Source organism: Orrella sp. 11846, from assembly GCF_048820935.1.
Classification (GTDB): Bacteria; Pseudomonadota; Gammaproteobacteria; order Burkholderiales; family Burkholderiaceae_B; genus Algicoccus.
On sequence record NZ_JBMERD010000016.1, the window covers coordinates 12321 to 35761 of the forward strand.

Consider the following 23441-nt stretch of genomic DNA (forward strand, 5'->3'; position numbering starts at 1 on the left):
GTGCGCAAGGTGTCCCGCAGGTTCCATCGTATGATGTTCGAAGGTCAATTTTTATTGAGGATGACGCATGTCAGAGGTGCGATCGGTCAATGCCATTGAGCCAGGTTTCATGATGTTGCACTCCAATCGAATGGAGTCATTGTGTGAGTTGGTTGCCATGATGATGCAGCGCTTTGCGCTGGATCCTTTAGAGGAAGAAATCATCCTTACACAGAGCCGAGGGATGTCGGAGTGGCTTAAAACCCAGTTGAGCGCAGATGACCGTCTAGGGGTGGTTGCCGGTCTACGAAGTTTATTACCCTCCAGCTTTTTATGGCAATGCTATCGCACGGTGTTAGGTACTGAAGCAGTGACGAGTAGCCCTCTGCTGTCACGACAAGTGTTGCGCTGGCGGCTCATGAAGCGTCTACCCACACTACGCGATGATGCACGTTTTGTGCCGCTGTTTCAGTATTTGGCTGATGATGAGAATCAACGCAAGTTGTTTCAACTCAGTTGCTTGATTGCTGATATTTACGACCAGTATCAAATTTATCGCAGCGACTGGTTGGCAGACTGGGCACAAGGGCGTGACGTTTTACAAGGTCTAGATGATGCGGGCATGACTGAAGTCCGTGCGCAAAGTCTGGCTTGGCAAGCCCCGTTGTGGCGTATGCTCATTGAACCTGAGAACCCTTCTTCTTCTTCTTCTTCTTCTTCTCTTTCTTCTGCTTCTTCATCTTCGTCATTAATTTCATCTTCACCCGAGCAGCACACTTTGCGTGATCGTGGTCAGATCCATCGCCGTTTTATCGAGACTTTGGCGAGTTTTAAAACCCGACCTCGTGGATTGCCACGTCGGGTGATAGTGTTTGGCTTGTCATCATTACCTGCTCAGACTTTGCAGGCCTTAGAAGCCTTGTCGCCTTTCATGCAGATTGTGCTGTGCGTACACAATCCATGCCAAATGTATTGGGGCGATGTGCGTCAATATCGTTTGTTGCATGCCCGTCATGCGCTCAAAGCCGGTATTCATGAACAGATGAGTGATATCGAGTTGCATACGGAGTTTCAGCCGCTTTTAGCGGCTTGGGGTGAGCAGGGCCGAGATTACATGCAGTTGCTGTCGGTGTATGACGATCATGAACGACTGACTGCGTATTTTGAGAGTCAGCCGCGCAGTAACATGACAGCGCCTCTGAAGACCGAAGTGTTTGATGACGAGCCCGCTGACACTTTACTCTCTCAGTTACAAAACGATATTTTGAATTTACGTTCACTGGATGAAACTCGTGAGCTGTGGGCGCCAGTCGATGTGTCGACAGACTGGTCAGTACGGTTTCACAGTGCGCACAGTGTGCAACGTGAAGTAGAAGTGCTGCATGATCAGTTGCTCTATCGTTTTTCACAAAACCCACATTGGACACCCGCCGATGTGGTTGTGATGGTTCCGAATATTGACCGTTATGCACCCCATATTGAGGCGGTGTTTGGCCAGTATGAACCCGGTGATCCCAAATACCTGCCTTTTATGCTGACTGATTTAGGCTCGCGTGGCTACGATCCGTTGTTACTGGCTTTAGAGCAATTGTTAGAGTTGCCAACTTGTAGGCTGAGTTTTGGGGAGATTTTGTTGTTGCTGGATGTGCCTGAAATTCGTGAGCGATTTGGAATTGCTGATGCGGATGTGGCGCGGTTAACGCACTGGTCACAAGAAGCGGGTGCGCGTTGGGGGTTAAATGCTGAGCATCGCGAAAGCTTTGGGTTGCCGCCTGATTTAGAAGCCAATACTTGGGAGTTTGCCCTTAAGCGCATGCTCAGTGGCTATATGTTGGGGTCACCCCATATCTGGGAAGAGACGAGCGCTTACGGTGAAGTCGCAGGTCTTGAAGCGCCGTGTGCGGGTGCTTTGTTTATGTTGCTGGAGACGTTGGATGACTTCAGACTTGCCATGGTAGAGGATCGGTCACCTCAGGCGTGGGGCGAGAGTTTTAGAGAACTGTTAGAAGCGTTTTTTGCGATGACACAAACGCCTGCAGCGCTCGCCATGAAGCGTCGCATTGATTCGTCCCTACAAGCTTGGTTGGATGAATGTGAGCTGGCTCAACTTGAAGATGCCATTCCTCTGGAAGTGGCACGTCAGGCTTGGTTAGAAAAACTCGATGACGATCGTGAAGGACGCGGGTTTTTAAGCGGCAAGATTAACTTTTGTACGCTTTTACCTATGCGCAGTATTCCATTCAAAATGGTTTGTTTGTTGGGGATGAATGATGGTGACTTCCCTCGCACGGACGCACCCGTCGACTTTGACTTGTTACCTGCGATACGAGTACCGGGTGATCGATCGCGTCGCGATGACGATCGGTATCTGTTTTTGGAAGCGATTCTATCTGCACGTGAGCAGCTTTATATCAGCTGGGTAGGTCGCTCTATGAAAGACAATACAGATCGCACACCTTCGGTACTGGTTGGACAGCTGATGGATCATCTCAATCAGGGCTGGCAGGCAATGGCTGAAGGTGCATTGGCAGATGATGGGTTAGTCGATGGTTCCTTGACCGATGGTGCGTCGGGGAGTGGCAAGATTTGTGATCAACTAGTCACCCAGCACTGGTTGCAACCTTTTGCGCCGATTTACTTTGATGCGCGTCACCCCGATCTGTTTACATACGCCCATGAGTGGTTGCCCGTTCATAACGATGGCTGCGATGAAGTGATGGGTTCGCAAGCTTCACTGTCTTTACCGTTTGAAGCCATGAGCGCAGAGGTGCAATGTGATGAACTTGTGCGGTTTTTAAAGGTTCCGATCAATATCTTTTTTAAGGCTCGATACAAAGCCAGCTTGTCCGATCAGGGTATTGATCTCATGGATGTTGAACCGTTCGCCATGGATTTCTTACAGAAATACCGGCTTTGGGATGCCTTTAGTCAAGCAGCACGCACCGTGTCTGAAGATGAGTTACCCAAAGTTTTTACAGAGGTGTCACGTCAGTGGCGTTTGAGTGGTGAACTAGCGCTCTGCGGATTTGATCAGCTACAGATTGAAACGGTTGTGAGTGATTTTCAGAAGGCATTGGAGAATTTTTTTCCGACGCGTACGGCATTGGTTCGTGGGCAAGCCCCGGCGCTGACGGTACAAGCGCAGTATGAAGGCATTACTTTCAATGATCGCATCGATCATTTATTTGTGAATGAAGCCGGTGATTACCTCGCCCTGCATTTAGTCAATGGTGATTTATGGAAATCATCTCATTGGCGCAGCAGTGCGATGCTCAAGCCTTGGGTAGAACACATTGTGGTGTGTGCCTCTGGCTATGCATGCACGAGCTATTTGTTTGGCGCCGATTATTCTGTGCGCGTATTACCGGTTGAGCCTCAAGAAGCGCAAGCGCAGCTTCAGACATGGTTGAAATACTATCAGCAAGCTTTAACGCGGCCTTTACCCGTGACCGCAAAAACTGGTATTGCATTGCATTACCCCTATAAGGCAGGTCCAAAAACTAGACGCTCTAGCGAAGCGTTTGGTACAGGGGGACGTTATGGTCGGGGTGAGTCGAATTATGAGATTCTACTGACTCGTGTCTACCCGAGTTTTGAGGCGATGTTAGAAACGGGTGAGTTTGAAGAATTGGCGCAAGCACTATTTGGTTTACTGAAGACCTATATGCCGCCACCTCCCCGAAGAACGGCCAAAGCCCCTAAAGTTTGGGAGTTGAAATGAGTCAGCATTTATCGTTTCTCGACTTTCCATTGTCGGGCAGTCGTTTGATTGAAGCCAGTGCCGGAACCGGTAAAACCTATACGATTGCCGCACTCTATGTACGTTTGGTGCTGCAGCACGGTGAGGAGAATGGGTTTTCTAGACCGTTGTTGCCACCCGATATTCTGGTCATTACGTTTACCAATGCCGCCACGCAAGAGTTGCGCGATCGGATTCGCGCCCGACTGGTCGAAGCTGCGGCGTACTTTCGACAAGAGACTGATGCGTCTGGCGATGAGTTTTTACAAAGCTTGCGCCTAAGTTATGCCCCTGAGACTTGGGATGCACAAGCCTTTCGTTTAGACCAGGCTGCACAATTGATGGATGAATCAGCGATTCTCACGATTCATGCTTGGTGTCAGCGCATGTTGCGTGAACACTCATTTGCCAGCGGTAGTCTGGTGAATTTGACAATCGAAACTGAAATGCAGCCGTTGTTTGAGGAAGTCACCCGAGATTACTGGCGCAGTCAGATTTATCCTTTGCCTGTGACACAAAAAGCTTGGCTTCATGCACATGTGGATACGCCGGCTAAGTTGCTGAGTCGGATTCATCCTGCGTTGCTGAACCTGGAGCTCGAATTGCAACCACTGGATGCCACAGTGTCACTGACTGATTATTGGGCAGGGCGTGCCGCTGAAGACATGGTTGAGCACGAAGACCTGGCATTTTTAGCTTGGCATGCAGCGCACTGGACACGTGACCGTTTAGCGAACGTCAAAGCACAACGCGGCATCATGGATTTTTCTGATATTTTGATTAATCTGGATCTGGCTTTGCAGGGGGAGCGGGGCGAAGTGCTGGCGGGATTGATTCGTGAACAATTTCCGGTGGCCATGATTGATGAGTTTCAAGATACCGACCCCATTCAATATCGGATTGTGGACCGAATTTACCAAGTCTCACAAAACCATCCCGACACAGGATTATTCTTGATTGGGGATCCCAAGCAAGCGATTTATGGCTTTCGGGGTGCCGATATTTATACCTACTTGGCCGCACGTCAACACACAGCCGGGCGTCATTACACTTTGCAAAAGAACTTCCGCTCAAGCCATGCCATGGTTGCCCAGGCCAATGCATTGTTTGAGTATGCGCAACAACACCAACCTGAAGGGACGTTTTATTTTGGGAAAGAAACCAATTCGGGTGAATGGAAGTTACCGTACGAATCGGTCGATGCGCACGGGCGCAGTGATGAGTGGCAGATCGATCAAATGCCTGCACCGGCACTGACACTTTGGTACACCCCACCAAGTACTGACGAGTCTGCCTCTAAAAAACTCAGCAAAGAAGCCTACAGAAAAGACATGGCGGCTGTGTGTGCAGATACCATCGTGTCATTCTTGAATAACCCTGACACTGGGTTTGCCAATGAAGAAGGACTGCAACGTATTGTGCCATCCGATATTGCAGTTTTAGTACGTAGTGCTGAAGAGGCCATGCTGATGGCGTCTGAACTTCAAGCCCGTGGGATTCGTTCGGTGTATTTGTCTGAGCGTCGCTCGATCTATGAGACGGACCAAGCCCGTGACATTGTGTGGTGGTTGCAAGCGTGTTTACATGCAGAGTCTGAGCACGACATTAAAGCAGCCTTGGTGACGCCAATGTTGTGCGTCACGCTGTCAGAGCTTGAAGCAATGCGCGGTGATGAGCAACGTTGGGACGATATCGTGGTGCAGTTTCGGGGCTATCGAGAGATTTGGCAGCGACAAGGTGTGCTCCCGATGTTGCGTCGTTTAATGCATGACTATGAAGTGCCACAGCGTCTGTTGCGCGAACCCCATGGTGAACGCAGTCTGACCAATTTGTTGCACCTCTCGGAAAGCTTGCAGCAGGCTTCGCGCGCGCTCAACGGTCAACAAGGTTTGATTGACTTTCTGATTCAGGCACGGTGCAGCACTGAGCATCTACCGGATGGCAGCGACTATGAGTTGCGTCTGGAAAGCGATCAGGCGTTAGTGAAACTGGTCACCATCCATGGTTCCAAAGGTCTGGAATATCCGCTCGTGTTTTTACCGTTTGCGAGTATTCCTTCAATTCATAAATATTCACAAAAAAATGGCTATTTGTCTGTCCTTCAAAAGACGCAAGGGCGTGCACTGATCGCTCAACAAAAACTGTCTGAATCGGATGCATCACTCGATACTGATGCTGCTGATCTGGAAGCACAGCTGGAACTGACGCAAATACAAGAATCTTTGCGTCTCTTTTATGTGGCACTGACACGGGCGCGTTATGCTTGCTGGATCGGTGTCGACAACGTGAACGATCAGATTAAAGACACACCCATCGGTCATTTGCTGGGATTAACCGGTGCGGATCTTCACACTACCCTAGAGAACCGAGCACAGACCTTGGGCTTTGCCCTGAGTTCACCAGAGCGTACCCATGCGCGTTGGCAAGCACCTGAGTTAGATTTTGAGGCGGTGTGTGAACCCGCACCGAATCTGAATTTTAAAGCTTGGTGGGTTTCTTCTTATAGCCAAATTGCCAGTCATGCTGCCTCTGTAGGCTATCAGTTCTCATCATTGCCGCCTTCTGCAATGAGCACTGAACTTGCGACTGAAAGTATGGCTGATCAAGTCTCAGTCGATGATGACATCAGTGTGGTTGAAACCAGTCAGAGTGTGGAGCAATTGCTGATAGCAGAAGCGTCAGAAACGACTGTAATGCTCGAAGGGATTCATGCCTTTAAACGTGGCGCGCAGTACGGAACGTTTCTGCACGATCTTCTAGAAAAGCTTCTAGAGAGATCTCGTTCTAGACAAATGGCGCAGTCAGATGCGTTAGAAATCTTGCTGATGCAATGCGAGCGCGATGGCTTAGAAGACCAGTTTGAGTTTCTAAAAGACTGGTTACAAACACTGCTGTCGATGACATTTCATTTACCGGGTGGCGATGAGTTCAGACTGGATGATTTGTCGCAATCCGTGACGGAAATGGAGTTTCGTTTACCTGTGCATGAGGTCAATACTCATGAGCTTGATCGCCTGATTAAACAGTTTGTCTTGCCCGGTGAAGATCGGCCCGCCATCAATACACAAATCATCAATGGGCAGATGAAAGGGTTTATTGACTTGGTGTTTGAGAGCCAGGGACGCTATTACGTCGCTGACTACAAATCGAACTATCTGGCCGATCAAGCGCAAGGCTATACCGCACAACGAATTGAAAAAGAGATACTCGCACGCCGCTACGACCTGCAGTATGCGCTCTATACCTTGGCTTTACATCGGTTGCTGCGCAGCCGATTGGCTGATTATGACTACGACCAACATGTGGGTGGGGCGGTTTGGATGTTTTTACGAGGCATTGATGGGCCGGTTCAGGGTTTGCATGTGAATAAATTGCCGTATGCATTGATTGAAGCGTTAGATGCGTTGTTTGCGCACGAAACGCAGGAGTACACCCATGGTTGAGACGAATCACAAACTGATCCGGACTTGGCAAGCACAAGGCTGGATTGATGCCATGGATTATGCACTGGCCACGATGCTAGAAAAACAAGTTCCGGCGAGCGCTCCCGTCATTCCTTTGGTGGCATTACTCAGTCGGTATCTGAGAGGTGGACATATTTGCCTGGAATTAGAAAATGTCATTCACAACCTGCCTTTTACACCGGTGGTGACACCAGAAGTGGAGAAAGAAGAAGGAGAAGAAGGGAGGAATGATGAGGAAAAAGAAAACGAGAATAGCGTCGAGGCAGACGTCGCGAGTTTAGAAACACTCACTCCCCGAGATTGGTGGTTGAGTCGTTCACTGGATCAGTGGCGCACGATCCTTCATGACAATGTCATTGTGACCACAGACCCACATCAACAGGTGCAGCCTTTGGTGTTTGTGGATGATTTACTGTACTTCTATCGCCTCTGGCAGGCTGAATCAAGTGTGGCTCAAGCGTTGGCAAGCCGTCTATACGCCGAAGACGTCACACCCGATTTAAGAGCCCCGATTCATGCACTTTTTCCAGAAACGGGTGCGAAGCCGTCTTCTGAAGTGAACTGGCAGAAAGTGGCGTGCGCCATGGCAGCGTGTGGACCGTTAACCATCATTACCGGTGGACCGGGTACGGGTAAGACCACGACCGTGGTGCGCCTTTTAGCATTGCTTCAACAACAATCTCTGCAAGCCCATCAGTCAGTGCTGTCGATTGCGTTGGCTGCACCCACGGGGAAAGCAGCAGCGCGTTTATCTGAATCGATTGCTTATCAGATTCAAGGTTTGAATGTCCCAGAAGACGTTCGAGCCTCGATTCCCAGTGAGGTGCGCACACTACACAGACTTTTAGGGTCACGTCCCCAGACTCGGGCTTTTAAGCGAAACAAAGATAATCCCTTGGCATACGACATTGTGGTGGTTGATGAAGCCTCAATGATCGATCTGGACATGATGGACAGCTTGATGCAAGCGCTGACACCGCAAACTCGATTGATTTTATTGGGTGACAAGGATCAGTTGGCTTCGGTAGAAGCGGGTGCGGTCTTGGGTGAGCTGTGTGAATACGCCGATCAAGTGTTGTATAGCGACAAGACGGTTGAACAGCTTCGTGAACTGACCGATGAAACCGGTTTGGTGGCACATGCCCAAGGTGGCACCCATCCGCTGGAGCAGCGCGTGGTTAAGTTGCAGCATTCACACCGTTTTGCTGCGGACTCAGGAATTGGTCGCTTGGCCAGTGCCATGAATGAGATGCGTGTGCACGATGCTCTGAGTTTACTGGATGCGCCACCGGCTGATGTTCATTGGCTCGATGGCACTGAATCAGAAAGTGAAACACAAGCTGCGATTGATGCGCTCATTCGCCAGGGCTATCAGTCATTTGTACAAGTCTTAAAACGACCAACCGATGCGGATCAAGCCCACAGTCCAGCGTTTGAAGATTGGGGGCATGCGTTACTGAAGTCGTTCGATGCGTTTAGGCTGCTGTGCGCCGTACGTGAGGGCCCACAAGGTGTGGTCGAACTGAATCAGCGCACGGAGGTACTGCTTAACCGGACTCTTCAGAAAGAGCCTGAGCAGACTTGGTATCACGGCAGGCCTGTGATGGTCGTGCGTAACGACTATGCATTGCAACTCATGAACGGGGATATTGGCATCACCGTGTCCGTGCGTTTGCCAGATGGTCGTAAAACCTTGCGAGTGATTTTTCCGGACAGTGGACAAGCCAGTGGTTTGCGCTTAATTTCTCCAAGTCGACTGACTGCCGTTGAAACCGTGTTTGCGATGACGGTGCATAAGTCCCAAGGATCGGAGTTCACCCATTGTGCACTGGTCATGCCCGAAACACCGAATCCGGTGCTCACCAAAGAGCTGCTGTATACGGGGGTAACACGGGCTCGTGAACAACTGACGTTGGTTGGATCGCGCGAGATTGTGGTGCAAACAATTCGCCAACGTGTGCAGCGTCACAGTGGTTTGCGGATTCGTCTGGCGCAGGCTTATGCCGAACAAGGTGAGTTAGGTACATCGAATTGATGGAAGGTTGGCCGTAAATATTTGCAAATAAACAGAATTATTTTGATTAAAGAATAGTTTTGTGTAGAATGAGTTCAGGCTGTGACGTCTGCAGATCCATTTTGGGTCAGTCAGTTTCTCACCGGTCTGTGGCTCGTTTTTAACCTTCTGATCATTAGACAGCTTGAGGGTCGAGTGCAGGCATTTCAGTGGTGAGGCAAACCTGATAAAGGTGGATGCACCATGTCCGAAATGAGTTCTGAGTCGACTCCGAGCGCGAGTCTGATGAATCGTTTGCAAACAATACAAACAGATCAAACAACACAAGCAAACGAAATCGTTGATCGAGGCTACCAAGTTCGTTTTAAAGATGTCGCCATTCCTGGCGCAAGTTCTGTGCGTTTAAAAACACTGCTGGATCGCCAGCAATACTGGGATCCGGATGGGCAAGCGGCCCGGCTTGGGATTAGTGAAGCGTTGTGGCCCTTGTTTGGCATGCTTTGGCCAGGTTCAATTCATCTCGCAAGCCGTGTGGCGCAACGCCCGGTTTGTGACAAAGAAACCATCTTGGAAATCGGTTGTGGTCTGGCGCTTGCTAGCTTGGTGGCTCATAGTCAGGGTGCCAATGTCACGGCCAGTGATTGTCATCCGTTGGCCTCACGTTTTCTGTCTGCCAACATGCACTTAAATGATTTACCAAGTGGCCTAAGATACCGTCATGGACAATGGGGTTTGGATGTGTCCAAGCAATTTGTCCCCGATGGGATTAAGCCTCTGAGTGATGCACGGTTTGATCTAGTGATTGCCAGTGACGTGCTCTATGAGCGCGGCATGGCCGATGATGTGGCGGCTTTTATTGATCGACATGCTAACCAGCAGGCCCAAGCGTGGGTAGTGGATGCCAATCGTGGCTATCGGACTGCACTCAACCGGTCCATGGAAACGTACGGATTTCATCTGGTGGATGATGAGCGATTAGACGACATCGAAACAAATGGCAAAACGCGACCCTTTAAAGGCCGCTTCTTGCAGTATCAGAGAGCTTGAACTCTCTGATACTGATTTAAGGTTTTAACGAGTTTTATACCGTTTCAACAGCTTCCTGTGTGGCCTCTTGGCGCAAAGTTTGCGCTGCACTGACCATGGCTTTCAATGCGGGTAGGACTTCAGCCCATTGACGGGTTTTAAGACCGCAGTCTGGGTTGACCCACAGACGCTCTGGTGCAATGCGTTGTGCGGCATTTTTCATGAGCGCAATGATCTGTGCTTCATCCGGAATGTTGGGCGAGTGAATGTCGTAGACACCCGGTCCGATATCGTTTGGATAGTGGAAGTCATCAAACGCTTGCAACAATTCCATGTCTGAACGTGATGTCTCAATTGTGATGACGTCAGCATCCATGGCAGCAATGGCGGGCATGATGTCATTGAACTCGGAATAGCACATGTGCGTATGGATCTGCGTGTCATCACGCACACCGTTGGCCGCAATTCGGAAGCAATTCACAGCCCATTCGAGATAGGTAGCCCATTGTGATTGGCGCAGTGGCAAGCCTTCACGCAAAGCCGCTTCGTCGATCTGAATGATTTGGATACCAGCCGCTTCTAGATCTTGAACTTCTTTGCGAATGGCCAGTGCCAGTTGCAGGCAGACTGTGGAACGTGGCAAGTCATCGCGTACAAACGACCAGTTGAGCATGGTCACAGGACCTGTCAGCATGCCTTTGACAGGTTTGTTGGTGAGTGACTGTGCATATTGTGCCCAGTGGACGGTCATGGCGTTGGGACGATCGATGTCACCAAACAAGATGGGGGGTTTGACGCAGCGTGAACCATAGGATTGCACCCAACCGTATTGACTAAAGACGTAACCATCGAGTTGTTCACCGAAATATTCCACCATGTCGTTGCGCTCAGCTTCGCCATGCACCAGCACATCGAGTCCAAGGGCTTCTTGCTGTTCGATGGCGTAAGCAATTTCCTTTTTCATGGCCGCTTCATAAGCCTCGGCATCCAGTTCGCCCTTTTTGAATTGCAAGCGAGCCTGACGGATTTCAGGGGTTTGCGGGAACGACCCGATGGTGGTGGTTGGGAAAGCGGGCAGGGTCAGTTGGGCAGATTGCACCGCGTGACGCTCAGTAAATGCGTTCTGGCGAGCACCCAATTCAGTTGTGCAAGCTTGGACGGCTTGTTCGACAGCTGGGTTGTGCACGCGAGTTGATTGCTTGCGTGAAGCGATGGCGCGGGCGTTATCTTCCAGCGCACCAGCAACCGCTTGCCGACCCAGATTCAGGGCTTGGGCCAGTGTGTGCAACTCGTCAAGTTTTTGTTGTGCGAAGGCAAGCCAAGTTTTAACTTCGGGATCCAGATTCGTTTCTTGTCCAAGATCAGCTGGCACATGTAAGAGTGAGCATGAGGGTGCAAGCCACAAGCGTGAGCCAAGTTTTTGGGCGACGGGCTCAAGCCAGTCTAGTGTGGCGTTGAGATCTGTTTTCCAGATGTTGCGACCGTTAATGACGCCCAGTGACACGACGGTGTCTGCAGACAAAGCATCCACTAAGGGAGCCAAATCATCATGCCCATAGGTTAAGTCCAGATGCACACCAGCGACAGGCAAGCGTGTAACGAGCTCACGGTTGTCGAGTAATGTGCCAAAGTAGGTCGTTAAGAGCAGTTTGACAGGCGAGCGTGACAAGGCGGCGTAGCTGCGCTCAAACGCTTCTTTCCACTCGTCATCTAATGTTGTGACCAGTGCAGGCTCATCAATCTGCACCCAGCTGATACCTTGAGCGCTTAAGGTCGAGAGCAATGTCTGGTAAACGGGGAGTAATTGATCAAGCAAGCTTAAGCGATCAATGCCGTCTTTGCTTTTACCGAGTAACAGGTAAGTCACAGGTCCGATAATCACGGGTTTGACTGCGACGTTTTGTTGTTGGGCTTCTTTGACTTGTGCGAGTAAACGTTCGGCATTCAAGCTAAAGCGGGTTTGTGCATCAAACTCGGGCACGATGTAGTGATAGTTGGTATCAAACCACTTGGTCATTTCACCGGCTGTGATTTCTTGAGCATTGGTGGTTGGGGCAGTGCGTCCACGCGCAATCCGAAATGTGTTGTCGAGTGCATCCCCCTCAAAACCTTGTGCACGGGTGGGCAGATGACCCAGTGTCAAACTCATGTCGAGCACTTGATCGTAAAAACTAAAGTCACCGACTGGGACCCAGTTGAGTTGGTTTTGAAGTTGCCAGTGCGCTTTGCGCAGCTCGGCACCTGTGTTCTTGAGTTCGTCTAGGGTCGATTTGCCAGACCAGTAAGACTCAAGGGCAAATTTGAGTTGACGTTGATTGCCGATTCGGGGATAGCCCAGGTTGTGCGTGATGACCATGTTGTATTGCTCCAGTGATCGTTGAGTCATTTCAAGGACTCCATGGTAGAGAGGCACAGTCATGAAGTAAAATGGTCTTTTTTCACAGATCGTTGAGTTAAATTCATACATGAGCTTCATACATGAGATTAAGACATGATTGAACGCATGCATTTGATGATCGTTCGGGAAGTGGACCGACAAGGGTCACTGACGAAAGCTGCACAGAGTTTGTTCCTCACCCAGTCAGCCCTGAGTCACAGTATTCGCAAGCTGGAATCGCTCACTGGTGCAAAAATCTGGTTGCGTGAAGGGCGGCAACTGCATTTAACGCAAGCGGGTCGACATTTACTGGCGCTGGCAAATCGGGTGCTGCCCCAGCTAGAACTGGCACAGACACGCCTGGAGCAATATGCCCGGGGTGAGCGTGGTACCTTGCGCATCGGCATGGAGTGCCACCCGTGTTATCAGTGGTTATTGAAAATCGTGTCACCTTATCTGCAAGCCTGGCCGGATGTCGATGTGGACGTGATGCAGAAGTTTCAGTTCGGTGGATTGGCAGCCTTGTTGTCACACGACATTGATTTGTTGGTGACCCCAGATCCGCTGGCTAGACCGAGTCTCGTGTTTGAGCCGGTGTTTGATTACGAACAAGTACTCGTGACTGCGCTGGATCATCCGCTGGCGCAAAAGTCTTACGTGGCGCCGGAAGATCTTGCGACACAAACATTGATTTGTTATCCGGTTGAGCAAGATCGATTGGATATTTTTGCGTTGTTCTTACAGCCTGCTGGTATCATGCCGGCACGGTTTAAAACCATTGAAACCACGGATATCTTGTTGCAAATGGTGGCTGCTGGTCGAGGTGTCACGGCTTTACCCAAATGGCTGGTACAAGAATATGCCGCTAAATTACCGATAGCCCCTGTGCGATTGGGTGAGCAGGGTGTACAAAAGCAATTGTTTTTAGGCATCCGTGAATCTGATGACGATGTGGATTATTTGTCGGCTTTTATTGAGGGGGCACGGGCCTCAGATCGGATGATTCTTCAGTAAAGGTTTGCTGGGGCTGATGAGATAAAATCCATCGACCCCATGTCAATCACAGTGCGATTGTTCATCATGATGATTGAGCGTGATTACTCGATGCGTTTGTTAAACGCATTTGTAAATTGTTGTGGTTTGTTTCACTTCGATTTAGGCAAGAGCTCGAGCACGCTTTCGATGGGGCGGCACAAACGAGCACCTAGGTCGGTAATGACGATTGGACGGTTAATCAGAACGGGATGTTCGACCATAAAGTCGATCAATTCATCATCAGTCCATTTGGGATCGGCCAGACCCAGCTCTACATAAGGATCGCATCTTTCACGCAGGACTTCACGCACAGGCACATTCATTTTTTGAATGAGCGCAACCAACGTTTCACGGTTGGGTGGGGTCTTCAGATACTGCACCACCTCTGGTTCAAAACCTTGCTCACGAATCAGATCCAATGTTTTTCTGGAGGTGCTGCATTGTGGGTTGTGGTAAATAACGACGTCACTCATGTTTGATTTCCTTTGTGATCTTGTGTTTAGGAATACAAGTTGCATCATAGGCGCAAGCGCCTAAACTGTCACTGAATGCCGTTAGATTGGTGCCGGGTTATCGAGGTTTTGACTTGTTATGTTCAAGCAGAAAACTCAGATTTAATTTGTTTCAGCATCTTTGTCAGTTACAAGTTCTAGAACGCGATGCTGATTAACGGGCTTTGGTTTATCGACTGCTGCAGTTGCGAGAAATGCAGAACGACTTTGCCCACGCTGACGTGCTGTGGCATCAATACGTTGGACCTGATTTTCAGGGAGGCTGATATTTAATCGAACTGCACGAGACCGTACCTGAGAAATGTCTATATCAACCAGCATCCAAAACCCGCCGTCTTGGTAATCAGGATGATTGATCCACTGAAAAGGAGAACTAGGCTCAGGGATCGGATCGTCGTCTGCTCCGAAGTGGGTTTCTATTGCTTCCTGAGCTGAGCGTGGTAAGTCTTGAATATTATCGGCTGCTGTAAAACAGCCAGGAATATCAGGGAAAGAAGCGCCGTAAGCACTTTTGTCGTCTTGGTGTACGAAAATTGGATAAAGCATTTGAATACTTTCCTTACTGATTTATCGAAGCTTTTGGCTCTTTGTACGTAAGCGATAAATCCAAGCTGAAATTAAAAATAAGGCTACGGCACTGAGCCAAGTGACCCAGAGTACGGCTTGATCAAAGGCTAGGTTGATCTGCTGGCGCAACGCTTGTGCTTGAGTTCCAGTCAAGTGTTTCAGTGCATCGACCGCAGAGTCGATGTGATGAGCGATTTGGGCACTTTGTTCAGCACTGAGTGACAGACTTGCCGGTACGTCAAACGATAAGTTGTAGATCACCATTAGCAGGCTGCCCAAGACTGCCACGCCTAGCGCAGCACCCATTTCATAGGATACTTCCTCAATGGAGGCAGCCATTCCACTGAGTTCTAGCGGTGCGTTCAGCAGCATCGCATTGGAAGCTGCTGTCATGGCTGCACCAATCCCGATTCCGATAAATACAAACCCAACAAACTGCACAACAAGTGTTGCGTGTAGCGTGAGTGCATAGAGCGTAAAACCCACGCCTGCAATCAATAAAGACAACCAAAGTGTGCGGTGTACACCGATTCGATGTAGATAATGACCACTGATTGGACCCACGAGAAAGGCAGACACAGGAATCGGTAGTAACGAAAGTCCCGCCTCCCAAGCACTCATTTCATAAACTAGTTGAAAACGCTGTGTGATGGCGAGCTCCATGCCCAGTAAAACGGCGGTCGCAGTAACCGCTGTGGCGCAACCTGCCCGAAATACCGGATGATGAAAAAGCGCAAAATCCAGTAATGGTTGCCCGGTGTGGCGCTGACGCGCATGCAAGCCCCAGGCCGCCAGAACAGAAATCACCAAGAGCAAAATACCCAATGGCCATTCTTGCGCAAAATTCCCGAGTGTTTTAATGCCTAAGGTGAATGTGACGAGTGCGATCATGACAGCAATTGCGGCCACCCCATCAAAGGCTCGGTTCGGGTTTCGTGCAATGGTTGGAATGAAGCGATAAGCAATCGGTAAAGCAATGAGAATGATGGGAACGTTGACGAGAAAGACTGAACCCCACCAGAAATACTCTAGTAAAAATCCACCAACAATCGGTCCAACAGCTGCACCACCTGATGCGATAGACGCCCAGATACCGATGGCAAGCGCCCGTTGCTGAGGATCTTCAAACACAATTCGAATGATGGCAAGCGTTGATGGCATCATCATGGCTGCGCCCAGCCCCAACAGGACGCGCGAACTAATTAGGACAGTTGCGCTTGGAGAAAACGCGGCCAGCAAAGAGGCCACACCAAAGACCATCATGCCGTAGACAAACAGTTGTTTGTGTCCGAGACGATCGCCTAACGTACCCGTTGAGGGTAGCAGGGCAGCCACGGCCAAAGCATAGGCATTGACGATCCAGAGCTTTTGAGATGCGCTGGCTTGTAAATCATGCGTTAAGGCAGGCAGTGCCAGATAGAGCACTGTGACATCGACTACGATCAGAAACAGTGCGACAGAGACGATGGCTAGGATCAGCCAGCGTTGAAAAACAGGTGACATGGATGGAGCGTTTCCAGCAAAATTTCAGATCAATTTCAGGTTAATTGCATCAAAACAGACTTTTTGGAATGCGAGCCACGTTTTAAGGGCGCGTCAGTGCGATAATCCAGACTGTTTTTGATACTGGCCGCGTGGGTGAGTCAGCGATAAAAAGTCGGCTGGTCAGCGGATAGAAGGATATTATATGGCAGCAAATACACTGGGTCGTCTGTTTCGGGTCACAAATTTCGGGGAGTCCCATGGCCCCGCCATTGGTTGTGTGGTGGATGGTTGCCCGCCCGGATTGCCGTTGTCTGCAGAAGATATTCAGCATGATCTGGATCGCCGTCGCCCTGGAACATCACGCCATGTGACGCAACGTCAAGAGCCCGATCAGGTCGAGATTCTGTCTGGTGTTTACGAAGGCGTGACCACAGGAACCCCGATTGCGTTACTCATACGCAACCAAGATGCGCGTAGCAAAGATTATTCCGCCATCGCAGAGAAGTTCCGACCCGGGCATGCCGACTTTGGCTATTGGAAGAAATTTGGCGTGCGCGATCCGCGTGGGGGTGGACGTTCTTCAGCGCGCCTGACAGCACCGACAGTGGCAGCCGGTGCCATTGCTAAGAAATGGTTGCAAACTCACCATGGGGTCTTGATTCGTGGTTTTATGAGTCAATTGGGTCCGATTGAGATTCCGTTTGAGTCTTGGGATGTGGTGGAAGAGAATCCTTTTTTTGCAGCTAATACGAAAGTGATTCCTGAACTTGAAGCCTATATGGATGCCTTGCGTCGTGAAGGTGATTCGATCGGGGCTCGCATTGACGTGGTGGCTCAGAATGTGCCAGCAGGTTTGGGCGAACCCATTTATGACCGACTCGATGCGGATATTGCACATGCCATGATGGGCTTGAATGCCGTTAAAGGCGTTGAGATTGGCGCAGGGTTTGAGTGCATCACGCAAAAAGGCAGTGAGCATGGCGATGAAATCACGCCAGACGGGTTTCGAACCAATCATGCTGGCGGCATTTTGGGGGGAATCTCCACAGGTCAAGACATAACTGTGCGTATCGCCATTAAACCGACATCGAGTATTCGGGTTGAGCGCGATTCGATTGATACAGCCGGTGAGCCTGTGCGGGTCCAAACATTAGGCCGCCATGACCCATGCGTCGGTATCCGTGCCACACCAATTGCCCAAGCTCTGCTCGCGATTGTGCTCATGGATCATTTGCTGCGTCAAACCGCACAGAACGGTCAAATCTCTGAACGACCCCCTGTACTTTAAAGGCGGTTTGCAACCGATTCGCTTACAGTACCTCGGTGTCATGAAGATAGGCAAACACGGCCTGCTCAGACTTAAAACCGAGGGTTTGGCACTGCGCACGTGAAATCACTGCACGGACCTGTGTGTTATTGCAAAGCAGGGTGAGGGTGTATAAGCGCGAATTGCTGTGGTGCGCTTCGATGGTTTGGATCGTACCCTGCAATTCATTGTCACAAGAGATGTTAGACAGGGGTTTGCGACTGAGTGTGATTTGTGAAGGTCGCACACAGAGGCGTGTTTGTGCTCTTTGACTGGGCCAGTGGTTTAAACGAATGACGCCTAATTCCGTTTGCGCAAGGAACAATGAATCAGTTGTGTTGAGCGGTTTGTTGGTGTTAAGCGTTGCTGGATCAACGGTGGCAGTCAGATAGGTTGTGTCACGCAATTCGTGTAATAAATTGGTCTGTCGACTTTGGGTGACGGTTTGCAAAGAACCTTCAGCGACGACTTTGCCTTGCTCGAGAACAACAACGTGATCGGCTAGCGCTTCAAGCTCTTGAGTCGAGTGGGTGACATACAACATGGGAATATCGAGTGTTTCACGCCATTGTTGAAACCATTCCAGAATGTCATGGCGGCGTCGAATATCTAGACTCGCCAGTGGTTCATCAAGTAACAATAAACTAGGTTGAGTGACTAACGCTCTAGCCATGGATGCGCGTTGGCGTTCACCCCCTGAAAGTTGATGGGCATAGCGATCGGCCAGATGATCAATCCCTAAACGGGTCATGAGTGCATCAGGCGTCATGGCGGCGTCTGTGAGTTGACGATGTTTTTGAGCACGCACAAAACCGTATTGAAGATTGTCACGAACAGTCAGGTGCGCAAAGAGGCTCGCTTCTTGAAAGACGTAACCCAATGAGCGTTGCCAGGTTGGTACAAAAATCTGCTGCTCGGTGTCTTGCCAGGCCTGACCGGCTAACGCAATAAGCCCCGATTGCGGTTTCTCTAAACCAGCAACACAACGCAAAAGACTGGTTTTACCGCAACCTGATGCACCAAATAACACCGTGATGCCTTGCGCAGGCAAAGTGAGGTCGACATCAAGCGTGTAGTGTGTTCGCTGAAGTTTGACTTGAACACGAAGGGCCTTGGTTGGCATTAGGCTGTTGTCCTTACAGAAATACGCGATTGAAGCGAAATAAAAATCCGATCAAAAGCGATGGAAAGCGATCAAAGGTCTCGAAACAATTGATGACTGACTGCGACTATCGAAACATCCTAATCGTGTGTTGACGCAGCCGTGCCAATAGTAAGAGCACACCGAATGAGAAGAGCACCATGCCGCCAGCGAGCCAGTGTGCTTGTGCATATTCCATGGCTTCCACATAGCGATAGATCTCTGTGGAAATCACACGGGTTTTACCAGGGATATTGCCACCGATCATAAGGACTACACCAAACTCACCCACCGTATTGGCAAAGGTCAGCACCCCCGCTGTCATTAAGCCGGGTCGAGCAAGCGGTAGTGCCACGGTTAGAAAGGCATCCAGTGGTTTGGCGCCTAATGTGGCAGCCACTTCGAGAGGGCGCTGTCCACTGGCATCAAAGGCGTTTTGAATGGGTTGCACTGCAAACGGAATAGAAAACACGATCGAGCCAATGAGTAGTCCGGTGAAGGTAAACGACAGTGGACCAATCCCTAGCCAAGTCGTGAACTGCCCGACAGGACCGTGTGGCCCCATCAGAATGAGTAGATAAAACCCAAGTACAGTCGGCGGTAGCACCAGTGGCAACGTAACCAATGCACTGATGGGTGCTTGCCAACGTGAACGAGTTTGACTGAGCCACCACGCAAGAGGTGTGGCTAGGAGAAGTAAGCAGCAGGTGGTTAGGAACGCAAGCTTGAGCGTAAATCCAATCACCTGCAAAAGTGCTGCATCAATCGTCATGGTTTGTTAGGGATTTGGTAGCCAAACGATTTTAAGACTTTGGTGGCTTCATCGGATTGTAAAAACGTCACAAATGCCTGAGCAGACAGGTTGTCTGCGCCTTTGTTGAGCACGATGGCATCTTGTGCAATCGGTGTGTAAAGATCGGTTGGCACGCGCCAGAGTGAACCTTCACGCAACTGACCGTTTTCCCAGACTTGGGACAGCGCCACAAAACCTAACTGTGCGTTGCCACTGGCGGCAAATTGATAAGTTTGTCCGATGTTTTCTCCCATGGCTATATGGCCTTGCCAAAGATCCCAGCGATTCAAAGCTTCCAGTGTTTCTTGAGCCGCTTTGCCGTAGGGTGCCAGTTTGGGATCGGCGATGGCTAGGCGCAATTGGCCTGGTTCATTTAAGATTTCTTCGCCTTGTGTGATGCGTTTGGCATCAGCGCTCCAGAGTACCAGTGTACCCAGCGCGTAGGTGAAAGCGGTATCCGCTTTAGCGAGGTTTTCTTGGGCAAGACGTTTTGGGGTGGCTTGATCAGCTGCAAGCAACACCTCAAAAGGTGCGCCATGTTGAATCTGTGCGTAAAACTTGCCGGTTGAACCAAATGACAAGGCTAGCTTGTGCCCGGTCTTGGCTTCAAAGAGTGGGGCTAACGCTTGCATGGGTGCCGTCATATTGGCGGCGACTGCAACTTGAAGCGGTTCAGACTGCGCATGTGCGTTTGCAGAGATCAGTCCCAGTGTGAGCAGCAATGTTGAATTGAGCCAGCGTGTCATGATGCAAGGTCTCCCCGTTTAATTGGTTGATTGTTAATTCATCACATTGAAATACCGCTATTCCAATATAGAATAGCGGTATTGTTTCATAATTATTAAATTTGCTCAAATCCAAAGCTTGAACGTCACAAGGTTTGAAAATCATGAAAGACTCTTCTGTATTGAATACGACACAGTTGTCGGCTGTTTTGTCAGAAAGTGCGACTGATCAGCGTTTTCTGGTCTTGCAAACGGTTGCGCGCTGCGGATCGATTTCTGAAGCGGCACGTGAATTGGGGACGAGTTACAAAGCCGCCTGGCAAGCACTTGATCAATTACGACAAAGGCTGGGTGTGGCCGTGGTGCAAGCCAATGTAGGCGGACGCGACGGCGGAGGAGCACAACTGACGCCAATGGGTCAGCGTTTGTTGCAAGCGCATGCGCACTGGGCAGCGCTTAGAGATCAGTTTTTGATGGATTTTGTGAATCTTGGATCAGAGGGGATAACAGGACAAAGCATGTCCATGGGCTGGCAACACTCTATGCGCAATCGACTTTTGTGTGAGGTTGAAGCCATTCATGAGCAATCTGGCTTAATTCAAGTGGGTTTGCGTTTGCCAGGACAACAACAGCTGCGTTCGACCATCACAAAAGAAAGTCAACAGCAGTTTAATTTACGACCTGGAATGTCAGTCTGGGCCTTGTGTAAAGCCACCGCTGTGCACGTGGTGTCGGATGAGCAAATGGCAGAAGCTCAATCAAACCCTGAGTTCAGACCGAATGCAGTTGCCATTCGAGGCGAAGTGGCTGCCTGGCAATCTAAACAAGATCAAGGTCAAGATGAGGTGAGTTTGCACTTGGGATCTGGGCAAGGTTTAATTGGATTTGGTCGTTCATCGCAATGGACGACAGGGCAGTCGGTTTGCGCAATGGTTGCACCCCAATCCGTGGTGCTGGCGCGTGCGGCATAGCGAATTGTGGATTTAAATTTTGATCGCGTGGTGGTTGAATCGGTAGTTTAGTGACAAATTCTACGCTACAAGGCAGATTTGTAATCGACTAAGTGAGTATGGCTGGCCAAGAGTGTGGCATACATTGCGTCAATAAGGCATTCGTGTTGGAAAGGAGCGCGTTCGCATATGGTCGCTTAACCTCTGGAGCTAAGGACTACGAAAAATGGGGCAATATCACGAACGGCTTGACTCCAGTTTCTGTCGATCTTTCTGTCGTTTGCGTGAGAAGAGGTGGTTGGTTTAGAATTGTCTCAACACACCCGCCACACGTCCTATCTTCGGGTAAGGTTCTGCTAACGCAGACGTGCAAAAGGCGGGTTTTTTGCGTCTATATTACGCATATGGCAATAAATTGCATTCCATTCAATAAGCCGGCATCGTCACCAGAGAAGCTTCTCCAGAAGCTGGAGCGGCAGGGATTAGTGGTGGATGACGCCAAGCGCGAGCAAGCGCGTAATTACATGCGCTTCGTGGGTGGATACCGTCTCAAGGGGTACTGGCATCATCTGGTCGATCCAGTCACGAAGACCTTTCCCGCAGGTTATCGGTTCGAACAGATTGTCAGTCGCTACGAGTTCGATAGAGAATTGCGCGCTCTCACCATGATGGCCATCGAACGTATGGAAGTCGCGGTGCGGGTCGTGATGGCAAACCACCTGAGTCTGAAGCATTCACCGCATTGGTTCCTGGATGGCAGTTTGTTCAGGCAAGGGCGGCGCCAGGGCGCAGCCGAGCTTGTGGCGAAGATTGAGGGTGAGGTAGATCGAGCCCGCGACAAGACGTTCGTGAAGCATTATTTCTCGCGGTACAGCGAACCATATCTTCCGCCCAGTTGGTTAGTATGCGAGTGCGTGACCTTTGGGCTTTGGTCCAGAACCTATCAGTTTCTGAAGAATCCCGATGATCGCAAAGCAATCAGTCGGCGCTTTAGCGTGGATGCGACTGAAGTATTTGAATCGTGGATTCACACCCTGACAGTTGTACGGAATATGGTGGCTCACAGTGGGCAATTGCTCCGTGTAACGCTTGGTGTTGCACCCAAGGATTATCGCAAAGCAGGTATTCGGTTTTCCGATTCAAAATCGTTCTATGCCGTGGCAACGGTTATTAATTACTTATTGCGACAAACCGGGCTACCGCTGGAATGGTCAAAACAGTTGAAAGCCCTGTTTGGCAAATATCCAGGGGTGGATCTGGCAGAAATAGGCTTCCCGATAGATTGGGGACATCGACCTGGATGAATGTAATTGGCACCAAGTTTTCCATTCGATTCTCTACTGTGCGACGGAGATAAAAGGCCAGAATTTCATAGGGAAAGGCGGTATAGCGGCTTAGCGAAGCGCTGCAAAGTACGTTTGCATACCCTTGGATATGCGCAAGGTTGACGACCAAATTCTTGGGGCAAAGTTGGGCCAATGTAGTGGCTCCCGATTTTCGGACAGTAGTTTAGCTGTATCCGAGGAGGGAAATATGACGGTCAAGAAGCAGCGACGTACGTTCTGCGCACAGTTCAAAGCGAAGGTTGGTCTTGAGGCCATTCGTGGGGTACATACGTTAAATGAGATCGGCCAGCAGTACAACGTACACCCCGCGGTTGTTGAGCAATGGAAGAAAGCTCTGGTCGATCAAGCCAGCTCAGTATTCGATCAGAAGCGTGGTCCCAAGACTGAACCATTTCAAGATGTCGATTTGCTCTACAGCGAGCTTTGATGTTTTTTGATAAAAACATCAAAGCTTCAGAAAAGTTTTTAGGCGACGAAAGTGTCGAATTAAAAATAATTGATCTTAATTGAAAGACAATTTCTAATCGAAAGTCTAAATATGGCAAAAGTCAAGAATGGCTCAGTTATTGTGCATGCCATGAATTTCGTTAAGAATCGATTAATAAGAGGCGATGCGAGCGCATTTAGCGATGAGTGGCAGTCCCACCTACAGCTAGTACTCCAGATGGTTGTGTGAACCACGAAGATTAGTAAGAGGGTAGGTTTTGAATGTGGGTTCAGAACGATATATTGAGTCTGCGACCTTCAATCATGGGTCTGATGACTGCGACGCTCTTTGCTTGCAATCCAATCTATTAGGAATTTGTGTGAAGACTGCGCAAACAAATAAGCCTACCCGCAGAACAGGTTACGGATAGCTCATCTCTGATGGGACCTAACCTATTAGTTAACGATAGAGCGACGCATGGTTGCGTGTGACGTTTATACATGGCATTTGTACACGGCGTTTGACGCAGGCGCTGTGGCATAATCGGTTACAGTT

General features: G+C 49.8%; 16 protein-coding genes. 9 read left to right on the forward strand and 7 right to left on the reverse strand.

Annotated elements, in window-relative coordinates; genetic code table 11:
• Positions 1-67 precede the first annotated feature (67 nt).
• The 4 genes from recC to ACOI06_RS12125 all read left to right on the forward strand — a co-directional run bounded on the left by recC (position 68) and on the right by ACOI06_RS12125 (position 10243).
• Positions 68-3700: an exodeoxyribonuclease V subunit gamma gene (gene recC, locus ACOI06_RS12110; RefSeq protein WP_420662851.1), complete on the forward strand. Its 3633-nt coding sequence runs from the start codon at positions 68-70 to the stop codon at positions 3698-3700.
• Positions 3697-7161, forward strand: coding sequence for an exodeoxyribonuclease V subunit beta (gene recB / locus ACOI06_RS12115; protein ID WP_420662852.1), 3465 nt, complete (start codon positions 3697-3699; stop codon positions 7159-7161). The genes recC and recB overlap by 4 nt, the downstream gene beginning before the upstream one ends.
• Positions 7154-9217 carry an exodeoxyribonuclease V subunit alpha gene (gene recD / locus ACOI06_RS12120; protein ID WP_420662853.1) on the forward strand — a complete coding sequence of 688 codons (2064 nt, stop codon included), beginning with the start codon at positions 7154-7156 and terminating at the stop codon, positions 9215-9217. Before recB ends, recD begins: the two co-directional genes overlap by 8 nt.
• A 222-nt stretch (positions 9218-9439) precedes the next feature.
• Positions 9440-10243: a class I SAM-dependent methyltransferase gene (locus ACOI06_RS12125; RefSeq protein WP_420662854.1), complete on the forward strand. Its 804-nt coding sequence runs from the start codon at positions 9440-9442 to the stop codon at positions 10241-10243.
• Positions 10244-10277: 34 nt separating this feature from the next.
• On the opposite strand, the gene metE is transcribed toward ACOI06_RS12125, so the two are convergent.
• Positions 10278-12578 carry a 5-methyltetrahydropteroyltriglutamate--homocysteine S-methyltransferase gene (metE, locus tag ACOI06_RS12130; RefSeq protein WP_420662883.1) on the reverse strand — a complete coding sequence of 767 codons (2301 nt, stop codon included), beginning with the start codon at positions 12576-12578 and terminating at the stop codon, positions 10278-10280.
• A gap of 135 nt (positions 12579-12713) precedes the next feature.
• Between metE and ACOI06_RS12135 the strand changes: the two genes are divergently transcribed.
• Positions 12714-13613 (forward strand): LysR family transcriptional regulator, encoded by a 900-nt coding sequence (locus tag ACOI06_RS12135; RefSeq protein WP_420662855.1) that lies wholly within the window; start codon positions 12714-12716, stop codon positions 13611-13613.
• Positions 13614-13744: 131 nt separating this feature from the next.
• On the opposite strand, the gene arsC is transcribed toward ACOI06_RS12135, so the two are convergent.
• The 3 genes from arsC to ACOI06_RS12150 all read right to left on the reverse strand — a co-directional run bounded on the left by arsC (position 13745) and on the right by ACOI06_RS12150 (position 16216).
• The gene (gene arsC, locus ACOI06_RS12140; RefSeq protein WP_420662856.1) at positions 13745-14107 is read right to left on the reverse strand and encodes an arsenate reductase (glutaredoxin); all 363 of its coding nucleotides are present in this window, start codon (positions 14105-14107) and stop codon (positions 13745-13747) included.
• Between the two features lie 141 nt (positions 14108-14248).
• Positions 14249-14692: a type II toxin-antitoxin system HicB family antitoxin gene (locus ACOI06_RS12145; RefSeq protein WP_420662857.1), complete on the reverse strand. Its 444-nt coding sequence runs from the start codon at positions 14690-14692 to the stop codon at positions 14249-14251.
• Positions 14693-14713: 21 nt separating this feature from the next.
• The gene (locus tag ACOI06_RS12150; protein WP_420662858.1) at positions 14714-16216 is read right to left on the reverse strand and encodes an MFS transporter; all 1503 of its coding nucleotides are present in this window, start codon (positions 16214-16216) and stop codon (positions 14714-14716) included.
• A gap of 184 nt (positions 16217-16400) precedes the next feature.
• On the opposite strand from ACOI06_RS12150, the gene aroC reads away from it, so the two are divergent.
• The gene (gene aroC, locus ACOI06_RS12155; protein WP_420662859.1) at positions 16401-17486 is read left to right on the forward strand and encodes a chorismate synthase; all 1086 of its coding nucleotides are present in this window, start codon (positions 16401-16403) and stop codon (positions 17484-17486) included.
• A 22-nt stretch (positions 17487-17508) separates the two neighbouring features.
• Here the strand turns inward: aroC and modC are convergent, their stop codons facing one another.
• The 3 genes from modC to modA form a co-directional block, all read right to left on the reverse strand.
• Complete coding sequence (gene modC / locus ACOI06_RS12160) at positions 17509-18627, reverse strand: molybdenum ABC transporter ATP-binding protein (protein ID WP_420662860.1); 1119 nt, start codon at positions 18625-18627, stop codon at positions 17509-17511.
• Between the two features lie 106 nt (positions 18628-18733).
• Positions 18734-19417 carry a molybdate ABC transporter permease subunit gene (modB, locus tag ACOI06_RS12165; RefSeq protein WP_420662861.1) on the reverse strand — a complete coding sequence of 228 codons (684 nt, stop codon included), beginning with the start codon at positions 19415-19417 and terminating at the stop codon, positions 18734-18736.
• Positions 19414-20184: a molybdate ABC transporter substrate-binding protein gene (gene modA, locus ACOI06_RS12170; RefSeq protein ID WP_420662862.1), complete on the reverse strand. Its 771-nt coding sequence runs from the start codon at positions 20182-20184 to the stop codon at positions 19414-19416. Before modA ends, modB begins: the two co-directional genes overlap by 4 nt.
• Before the next feature lie 143 nt (positions 20185-20327).
• On the opposite strand from modA, the gene ACOI06_RS12175 reads away from it, so the two are divergent.
• From ACOI06_RS12175 to ACOI06_RS12185, 3 genes are all read left to right on the forward strand, one after another.
• Positions 20328-21134 carry a TOBE domain-containing protein gene (locus ACOI06_RS12175; RefSeq protein WP_420662863.1) on the forward strand — a complete coding sequence of 269 codons (807 nt, stop codon included), beginning with the start codon at positions 20328-20330 and terminating at the stop codon, positions 21132-21134.
• A 467-nt stretch (positions 21135-21601) separates the two neighbouring features.
• A complete protein-coding gene (locus ACOI06_RS12180; protein ID WP_420662864.1) occupies positions 21602-22417 on the forward strand; it encodes an Abi family protein in 816 nt (271 codons plus the stop codon).
• A 229-nt stretch (positions 22418-22646) separates the two neighbouring features.
• Positions 22647-22886: a transposase gene (locus ACOI06_RS12185; protein WP_420662865.1), complete on the forward strand. Its 240-nt coding sequence runs from the start codon at positions 22647-22649 to the stop codon at positions 22884-22886.
• The last annotated feature ends 555 nt before the right edge of the window (positions 22887-23441 follow it).

Coding starts and splice junctions, on each gene's coding strand:
- recC (WP_420662851.1), top strand. CDS start 68: ATGTCAGAGGTGCGATCGGTCAATGCCATTGAGCCAGGTTTCATGATG.
- recB (WP_420662852.1), top strand. CDS start 3,697: ATGAGTCAGCATTTATCGTTTCTCGACTTTCCATTGTCGGGCAGTCGT.
- recD (WP_420662853.1), top strand. CDS start 7,154: ATGGTTGAGACGAATCACAAACTGATCCGGACTTGGCAAGCACAAGGC.
- ACOI06_RS12125 (WP_420662854.1), top strand. CDS start 9,440: ATGTCCGAAATGAGTTCTGAGTCGACTCCGAGCGCGAGTCTGATGAAT.
- metE (WP_420662883.1), bottom strand. CDS start 12,578: ATGGTCATCACGCACAACCTGGGCTATCCCCGAATCGGCAATCAACGT.
- ACOI06_RS12135 (WP_420662855.1), top strand. CDS start 12,714: ATGATTGAACGCATGCATTTGATGATCGTTCGGGAAGTGGACCGACAA.
- arsC (WP_420662856.1), bottom strand. CDS start 14,107: ATGAGTGACGTCGTTATTTACCACAACCCACAATGCAGCACCTCCAGA.
- ACOI06_RS12145 (WP_420662857.1), bottom strand. CDS start 14,692: ATGCTTTATCCAATTTTCGTACACCAAGACGACAAAAGTGCTTACGGC.
- ACOI06_RS12150 (WP_420662858.1), bottom strand. CDS start 16,216: ATGTCACCTGTTTTTCAACGCTGGCTGATCCTAGCCATCGTCTCTGTC.
- aroC (WP_420662859.1), top strand. CDS start 16,401: ATGGCAGCAAATACACTGGGTCGTCTGTTTCGGGTCACAAATTTCGGG.
- modC (WP_420662860.1), bottom strand. CDS start 18,627: ATGCCAACCAAGGCCCTTCGTGTTCAAGTCAAACTTCAGCGAACACAC.
- modB (WP_420662861.1), bottom strand. CDS start 19,417: ATGACGATTGATGCAGCACTTTTGCAGGTGATTGGATTTACGCTCAAG.
- modA (WP_420662862.1), bottom strand. CDS start 20,184: ATGACACGCTGGCTCAATTCAACATTGCTGCTCACACTGGGACTGATC.
- ACOI06_RS12175 (WP_420662863.1), top strand. CDS start 20,328: ATGAAAGACTCTTCTGTATTGAATACGACACAGTTGTCGGCTGTTTTG.
- ACOI06_RS12185 (WP_420662865.1), top strand. CDS start 22,647: ATGACGGTCAAGAAGCAGCGACGTACGTTCTGCGCACAGTTCAAAGCG.